Genomic DNA, 6,668 nt, shown 5'->3' on the forward strand with positions numbered 1-6,668 from the left:
TACCCCTGCGCGCCCACAGCCAGGATGGATAGGGTCCCGGACAATGGGCGGAGCACGGATGGAGACCCTCACGGCACGGCTGCGGAAGACGTCGCACCGGGTCCGCACCGCCCTGCGCAAATCCGCCGTCGACTACTTCCGCGGCGACGCCTCCGACTGGCTGGCCTTCGGCGGCCTGATCCTGACCGTCCCGGCCATCACCTGGGGCACGCTCCTGCTGCCCGTCTGGTTCTCGCCGTCGGCGCTCGTCCTGCCCATCGTGGCGGGCGGCCTGCTGCTGCGCCCCGCCAGCCTGCTCGCCCTCTACGCCGCCTCCGCGACCGCGCTGATCGTCGAGGCCCTGGTCCTCGGTCCCTATACCCAGGGACCCGCGCGGGTCACCCCCGGCACCATCCTCGTCGTCGCCGCCTGCGGATTCTTCGGCCTGGTCATCGCCCAGTTCCGCAACCGCGTCGGCGTGCCCTGGAGACGCGGCGGCACCATGCTCTTCGACCTGCGCGAACGCATCCGCGTGCAGAGCAAGCTCCCCGCCCTGCCGCGCGGCTGGCACCGCGAGATGGCCCTGCGCCCCGCGGGCGGCCAGTCCTTCTCCGGCGACTTCGTGGTGGCCGCCCGGACCAACGGCGGCCGCACCCTCGAAGTCGTCCTCACCGACGTCTCCGGCAAGGGCATGGACGCGGGCTCGCGCGCCCTGCTCCTCTCCGGCGCCTTCGGCGGCCTGCTCGGCTCCCTGCCCCCGCGGGACTTCCTGCCCGCCGCCAACGGCTACCTGCTGCGCCAGGACTGGGACGAGGGCTTCGCCACCTCCATCCACCTCGTCCTCGACCTGGAGACCGGGGACTACGACCTCCTCTCGGCCGGGCACCTGCCCGCCCTCCAGCTCTCCGCGGGCACCGGCCGCTGGCAGGAGAAGAGCGGCGACGGACCGCTCCTCGGCGTCTACGACGGAGCCGAATTCGAGCCCGCGCACGGCAACCTCCGCCGCGGCGACGTCCTGATGCTCTTCACCGACGGGCTCGTCGAGACCGCCGACCGCGACATCAGCGAGGGCATCGACCGGCTCACCGGCGAGGCCGACCGCTACGTCGCCTCCGGCTGGGAGGGCGCGACCTGGCACCTGATCGAGAAGGTCGCCAAGGACGTCAACGACGACCGCGCGCTGCTGCTGATCCGCCGCTCCCTCTGACCGTCCCGAACACCGCGGGTGGGGTTTACCCCACCCCTGACCGGCCCGTTTCCACCATGGCCCGGGCCCCTGGCCCCTCCGTAGCGTCAAGGTCACGAGCAGGAACGGCGACGCGGAAGGCGGCACACCATGGGGTTCGGGCGCGGCAAGCAGCAGCGGGAGCAGCTCCGGCAGCTCCGGCAGGGCGGGCAGGGCGGGCACGGCGGGAGCGACGCGTGGACCGCGACCGGCCCCGGCTCCGGGCTCGGCCCGGGACACGGCCCGGGACACGGCCCGGGACACGGCGCCGCCGCGCCCACCGCCGCCGTCGAGCTGAGCGACGTACGCCGCTCCTACGGACGGGGCGCGGCCACCGTCCACGCCCTGCGCGGCATCGACCTCAGCCTGCCGCGCGGCAGCTTCACCGCCGTGATGGGCCCCTCCGGCTCCGGCAAGTCCACCTTCCTGCAGTGCGCCGCCGGACTGGACCACCCCAGCTCCGGCTCCGTCCGCCTCGGCGGCACCGAGATCACCGGCATGAACGAGAACCAGCTCACCGAACTGCGCCGCAGCCGACTCGGCTTCATCTTCCAGGCCTTCAACCTGCTGCCCTCGCTCACCGTCGAGCAGAACGTCCTGCTCCCGCTGCGCCTCGCCGGCGGCCGGGCGGGCGCGGGCGGCGCCGCCCGCGCCGCGGCCCTCCTCGCCCAGGTCGGCCTCGAAGGCAAGGGCCACCGCCGCCCCGGCGAACTCTCCGGCGGCCAGCAGCAGCGCGTCGCCATCGCCCGCGCCCTGGTCACCCGCCCCGACGTGGTCTTCGCCGACGAGCCCACCGGCGCCCTGGACACCACCACCGCGACCGAGGTCCTCGGCCTGCTCCGGGGCGCGGTGGACAGCCTCGGCGCGACCGTGGTCATGGTCACCCACGACCCGGCCGCCGCCGCCCACGCCGACCAGGTGCTCTTCCTCGCCGACGGCCTGATCGCCGACCGGCTGCCGCGCAGCTCCCCCCGGGCCATCGCGGCCCGGATGGCCGCGCTCACCGCCCGCCCGACCGTCCCCGCCGCCACGGCGTACGCGGGAGCGGCCGCCTGATGTTCCGCCCGTCCCGGCCCAACGGCCTCGCGCGGGCGGCGGTGCGCTTCCGCCCCGCCGCCTTCGCGGGCACCTTCCTCGCCCTGCTCATGACCGTCGCCATCGTCTCCGCCTGCGGCATCCTGCTGGAGACCGGCCTGCGCGCATCCGCCCCGCCCACCCGGTACGCCGACGCCCCCGTCGTCATCGCCGCCGACCAGCGGATCCGCATGACCGCCGGGCGCGGGGAAGACGCCGAGGAGATCTCCGTCCCGGTCCCGGACCTGGCCCGGGTGGACGCCGAACTGCTGGCGAAGCTCGCCCCGCTGGGGCGGGCCGTGCCCGACGTGGCGTTCCCCGTACGCTCCGACGCCGGCCAGGTCACGGCGTACGGCTGGGGCTCCTCGGCCTTCACCGGCACCCGGCTCGCCGCGGGCCGTGCGCCCGGCGCCGGCGAGGTCGTCCTCGGCGGCGCCACCGGCGGCCCCGAGCGGGTCACCCTCGACACCCCGGCCGGGAAGCGGGAATTCCGGGTGTCCGGACGTACGGACGCCCCCGGCGCCTGGTTCTCCGACGACCAGGCCCGCGCCCTCTCGGGCCACCCCCGGGCCCTCGACGCCATCGCCCTGCTGCCGGCGCCCGGCGCGGACGCCGCGGCCCGGGCCGCCCTGGCCGACCGGGCCCGCGCCGCCGTCGGCGACCGGGCCCGCGTCCTCACCGGGGACGCCCGCGTCCAGGACCCGGGCATCGCCCGGGCCAAGGAGGTCCTGATCGGGCTCGGCGGCTCCTTCGGCGGCATCGCGGGCATGGTCGCCGTCTTCACCGCCACCGGATCCGTCGCCCTCTCCGTCGGCCAGCGCTCCCGCGAATACGCCCTGCTGCGCGCCATCGGAGCCACCCCGCGCCAGATCCGCCGCTCCGTCGCCACCGAGGCCCTGCTCGTCGCCCCCGCCGCGGGCGCGCTGGGCTGCGTACCCGGCATCGCGCTGGCGAACTGGTGGTTCGGCGCGCTCAAGGAGAAGGGCGCCGTCCCGGACCCCGTCTCCCTCTCCGTCTCCTGGATCCCGCTCGTCTCCGCCGTCGCCATCGGGCTCGCCACCGCCCTCTTCGCGGGCTGGTCCGCCGCCCGCCGCCCGGCGAAGATCCGCCCCGGCGCCGCCCTCGCCGAAGCCGCGGTGGAACGGCTGCGCCCGGGGTGGATCCGCACCCCGCTCGGCGTCCTCGCCCTGGCGGGCGGATTCACCTGCGCGGGCCTCGCCGCCGGCGGCTCCGTGACGGCCGCGGCCACCGCCGGACCCGGCGTCGTCATGCTCTTCATGCTCGCCGTGGCCCTGCTCGGACCGCTGATCGCCCGCGCCTGCGCCACCGTCCTCGGCGCCCCGCTGCGCGCCGCCGGCCCGGCGGGCGCGCTCGCCGCCGCCAACTCCCGTACCCACGCCCGCAGGCTGGCCTCCGCCCTCACCCCCATCGTGCTGGCCGTCGCCTTCTCCTCCACCCTGGTCTTCCTGCAGACCACCGCGGACCGGGCCACCGGCCACCAGCAGGCCGCGGGTCTGCTCGCCGACCACGTCGTCATCGCCCCGGCCGGATCCGGCGGCCTCCCCTCCGACGCGGCGGCCCGCGCCGCCGCCCTGCCCGGGGTCACCGCGGCCGTCGCCCTCGGCCACACCTCCGTCCTCGTGCCCACCGGCTCCGGCTCCGGTGCCGGAGCCGAACTGCGCAGCGCCCCGGCGCAGGTCACCGGCGCCGACCTCACCCCCGTCCAGGACCTCGGCGTCCGCGCGGGCTCCCTCGCCGCGCTGCGGCCGGGCACCATCGCCGTCGACCAGGGCCTCGCCGAAGCCACCGGGGCGCGCCTGGGCGGCCGGATGGAACTGCGGCTGCCCGACGGAGTCCGGGTCACCCCCGAGATCGTCGCCGTCTACACCCGGGGCCTCGGCTTCGGGGAGGTCACCCTCCCGGCCGCCGACCTCGCCGGACACCGCACGGCGCCCGCCGCCACCGAACTGCTCGTCCGCGGCGCCTCGCCCGGCCTCGCCGGACTCGGGGGCACGGTCACCGACAAGAGCGGCTGGGCCACCGCCCAGGGCCTGGACCGGAAGCTCAACGCCTGGGCGAACAACGTCATGGCGACCGTCCTCGGCGGATTCGCCGCCCTCGCCGCCGCGAACACCCTCGCCATGACCGTCCTGGACCGGCGTCGCGAACTGACCCTGCTGCGCCTGGTCGGCTCCACCCGCCGCCAGGTGCTCCGCATGATCCGCTGGGAAGCCCTCCTGGTCGGCGGAGCGGGCCTGGTCCTCGGCTCCGCCATCGCCGCCGCCACCCTGATCCCGATGGCGAAGGCGCTCACCGGCGAGAGCCCGTACGTCCCGCCGCTGGTCTACGGCTCCTTCGCGGCCGGCGCGCTCGCCCTCACCCTGACGGCCACGGCCCTCCCGGCCCGGCACGCTCTGAGCCGCTTCACGGCGCGGCCGTAGGGCGTGGCGTCGTAGGGCGTGGCGTCGGGCTAGTCGAAACGGATGTGCCGTACGCCGACCAGCGCGCGCCGGAGCCGTCCGCGCAGCGGACCGTCCGTGTCCGGGGTCAGGGTCAGGCCCGCGCTCGCCGCGATCCGGTCGGCGACCCCGGACACCGGCAGCCGGTCCGTCCACAGGTGCTCCGCGAACTCCGGTGCGCGCAGGGCCTCCAGGGCGCCGTCGAGGCGCGAGACGGCGAAGCTCTCGCGCTTCAGCCCGCGGCCCAGGCCGCGCTCGCGCAGCCGCCGGAGCACGGTCGCGCGCTCGGCTAGCAGGGCGAAGTGCCGCAGCTCGTGGCCGCGTTCGCGCAGCCGGCCGACCGTCTCGGCGAAGTAGCGCGGATCGGTGACGGTCATCGGGACCAGCACCACCCCCGGGTGGTGCGTGGCGGCCAGGTCCAGCACCTCGAAGACGCCCCGGCGCCAGGCGGGGAGGTCCTGGAAGTCCCCGCGCAGCGCGGGCGGCAGCGTGCGGTGCAGCCCGAAGCCGATGTGCTCGGGATCGCACAGCACGCTGCCGGGCAGCCGCCGCAGCAGCTCGTGCGCGGTCTGCGTCTTCCCGCCGCCGAAGGGGCCGTTGAGCCAGATGATCACGGCGCGGTCCGCGGGGTCTGCCACGGGCCGATGGCGAGCTTCCCGGTGGTCCCGAGGTCGAGGGACTCCACGAGCCGCAGCCGGACGGGGGCGGCCCCCGGCCGCGGCACCACCTCGACGTACCAGCCCTCCACCGCGGGCCCGTCCGTGACCGTGTTCCGCCACAGCAGCGGGAAGACCGCCGGATCCCCGGGCATCAGGGTCACGGGCTGCGGGGGCCGGTCCACGTTCGGAACGCCCGTGGTGATCCCGTCCGCGCCGTGCACCACCGCCACCTGCACGGGCCGTGCCTGCGCGTCGAGCACCCGGAGCTCCGGGTAGCCGTCCAACCGGTAGGGCTCGGCGGAGCAGTTGACCAGCCGCAGGCCGCCGGCCCGCAGCCCCATCGCCGCGTCACCCGGCTCCTCGGTGATCCGCACCCCGCCCTCGGGGCACGCCCCGCCGGGGTCGGCCTCCGGCGGCGGGACATCCGTCGGACCACGGTCCGGCCGCCGCGTCGCCCCCTCCGGGCCCGGGCCCGTGGGCGTACCGCCGGGCCGGGGCACCTCCAGCACCGGCCGCCCGGTCGGCCCGGGCGCCGCCGCGGGCGGCGGAGGCGTGTCACACCCGACCAGCCCGCCCCCCAGTACCCCCACGATCCCGACCGCCAGCACCACCCCCCGTCCCCACCACTGCCACCCCGCCATGCCCCGCCCCACGTTCCCCGTCATCCCGCGACCCTACGACGCCCCTCCCCACCCCGGCCGCCGACCCACCCCCGGACCACTCCCCAGCCCGGCGCCGGGGCGCTGCCGGAACGGCACCCAGCCGTCCTCCGCCGAGGCCCCGCGGCGGCCCCCCGCATCCGGCCCGGCCAGCCCCGCTTGCGCCTCCGGCTTCGTCGGCAAATCCGGCCCCGCTCGCGCATCCGGCTTCGCCGGTGAATCCAGCCTCGCCGGCGTTTGAGGCGCCGCCGGAGGCAACACCAGCCACCGCCGGTGCTACCCCATCCAGCCCCGTGGCGGCCCTTTCCTTCGGCCCGGCCGGCCCCGCTTGCGCCTCCGGCTTCGTCGGTGAATCCAGCCTCGCCGGCGTTTGAGGCGCGGCCGGAGGCACCATCAGCCAGCGCCGGTGTCTACCCCTTCCAGCCCCGTGGCGGCCCCCGCCTCCGGCCCGGCCGGCCCCGCTTGCGCCTCCGGCTTCGCCGGTGAATCCAGCCTCGCCGGCGTTTGAGGCGCCGCCGGAGGCAACACCAGCCACCGCCGGGGCCCCCCCCCCCCCCCCCCCCCCCCCGGGGCGGAAGAGCACACGACAGAACACAAAACACAGAAAAAACCA

At 76.7% G+C, this 6,668-nt stretch carries 5 protein-coding genes; 3 read left to right on the forward strand and 2 right to left on the reverse strand.

Features of this window, described 5'->3' with window-relative positions:
* Window positions 1-58 precede the first annotated feature (58 nt).
* The 3 genes from ABT084_RS31230 (at window position 59) to ABT084_RS31240 (ending at window position 4,719) form a co-directional block, all read left to right on the forward strand.
* Window positions 59-1,186, forward strand: a complete 1,128-nt coding sequence (locus ABT084_RS31230; protein WP_351051073.1) for a SpoIIE family protein phosphatase — start codon at window positions 59-61, stop codon at window positions 1,184-1,186.
* A 129-nt stretch (window positions 1,187-1,315) separates the two neighbouring features.
* Complete coding sequence (locus ABT084_RS31235; RefSeq protein ID WP_351051076.1) at window positions 1,316-2,260, forward strand: ABC transporter ATP-binding protein; 945 nt, start codon at window positions 1,316-1,318, stop codon at window positions 2,258-2,260.
* Entirely contained in the window at window positions 2,260-4,719 is a 2,460-nt protein-coding gene (locus ABT084_RS31240; protein ID WP_351051078.1) for an ABC transporter permease, read from the forward strand. The genes ABT084_RS31235 and ABT084_RS31240 overlap by 1 nt, the downstream gene beginning before the upstream one ends.
* A 29-nt stretch (window positions 4,720-4,748) precedes the next feature.
* Here ABT084_RS31240 and ABT084_RS31245 read toward each other — a convergent pair whose 3' ends face one another.
* The gene (locus tag ABT084_RS31245; RefSeq protein WP_351051085.1) at window positions 4,749-5,351 is read right to left on the reverse strand and encodes an AAA family ATPase; all 603 of its coding nucleotides are present in this window, start codon (window positions 5,349-5,351) and stop codon (window positions 4,749-4,751) included.
* Window positions 5,348-6,061, reverse strand: a complete 714-nt coding sequence (locus ABT084_RS31250) for a DUF4232 domain-containing protein (protein WP_351051080.1) — start codon at window positions 6,059-6,061, stop codon at window positions 5,348-5,350. The genes ABT084_RS31245 and ABT084_RS31250 overlap by 4 nt, the downstream gene beginning before the upstream one ends.
* Window positions 6,062-6,668: the final 607 nt, after the last annotated feature.

This window comes from Streptomyces sp. NPDC002138 (genome assembly GCF_040296485.1).
Taxonomy (GTDB): Bacteria; Actinomycetota; Actinomycetes; order Streptomycetales; family Streptomycetaceae; genus Streptomyces.

Excerpts from the sequence above, each read along its gene's own strand:
- ABT084_RS31230 (WP_351051073.1), top strand. The coding sequence starts at position 59 with ATGGAGACCCTCACGGCACGGCTGCGGAAGACGTCGCACCGGGTCCGC.
- ABT084_RS31235 (WP_351051076.1), top strand. The coding sequence starts at position 1,316 with ATGGGGTTCGGGCGCGGCAAGCAGCAGCGGGAGCAGCTCCGGCAGCTC.
- ABT084_RS31240 (WP_351051078.1), top strand. The coding sequence starts at position 2,260 with ATGTTCCGCCCGTCCCGGCCCAACGGCCTCGCGCGGGCGGCGGTGCGC.
- ABT084_RS31250 (WP_351051080.1), bottom strand. The coding sequence starts at position 6,061 with ATGACGGGGAACGTGGGGCGGGGCATGGCGGGGTGGCAGTGGTGGGGA.